A 654-nucleotide genomic window follows, 5' to 3' on the forward strand; every position below is an offset into this window, starting at 1 on the left:
GGCTCAGTTGTCCAGGAAGCTCCTCAGCTTCCGGCTGCGCGACGGGTGCTTCAGCTTCCGCAGCGCCTTCGCCTCGATCTGGCGGATGCGCTCGCGGGTCACCGAGAACTGCTGGCCGACCTCCTCGAGGGTGTGGTCGGTGTTCATGCCGATGCCGAAGCGCATGCGCAGCACGCGCTCCTCGCGGGGCGTGAGCGAGGCCAGCACGCGCGTCGTGGTCTCGCGCAGGTTCGACTGGATCGCCGCGTCGATCGGCAGGACGACGTTCTTGTCCTCGATGAAGTCGCCGAGATGGCTGTCCTCCTCGTCGCCGATCGGCGTCTCGAGGGAGATCGGCTCCTTGGCGATCTTCAGGACCTTGCGGACCTTCTCCAGCGGCATGGCCAGCTTCTCGGCCAGCTCCTCCGGGGTCGGCTCGCGGCCGATCTCGTGCAGCATCTGGCGCGAAGTGCGGACGATCTTGTTGATCGTCTCGATCATGTGCACCGGGATGCGGATCGTGCGCGCTTGGTCGGCGATCGAGCGGGTGATCGCCTGCCGGATCCACCACGTGGCGTAGGTCGAGAACTTGTAGCCGCGCCGGTACTCGAACTTGTCGACCGCCTTCATCAGGCCGATGTTGCCCTCCTGGATCAGGTCGAGGAACTGCAGGCC

General features: G+C 65.9%; 1 protein-coding gene. It reads right to left on the bottom strand.

Features of this window, described 5'->3' with window-relative positions; all coding sequences use genetic code 11:
* Window positions 1-3: 3 nt before the first annotated feature.
* Window positions 4-654 (bottom strand): RNA polymerase sigma factor RpoD (gene rpoD, locus ACU8YC_RS25440; protein ID WP_446896024.1); only part of this gene is annotated, 651 nt, incomplete at its 5' end.

Source organism: Citrobacter sp. VF227 (assembly GCF_052950715.1).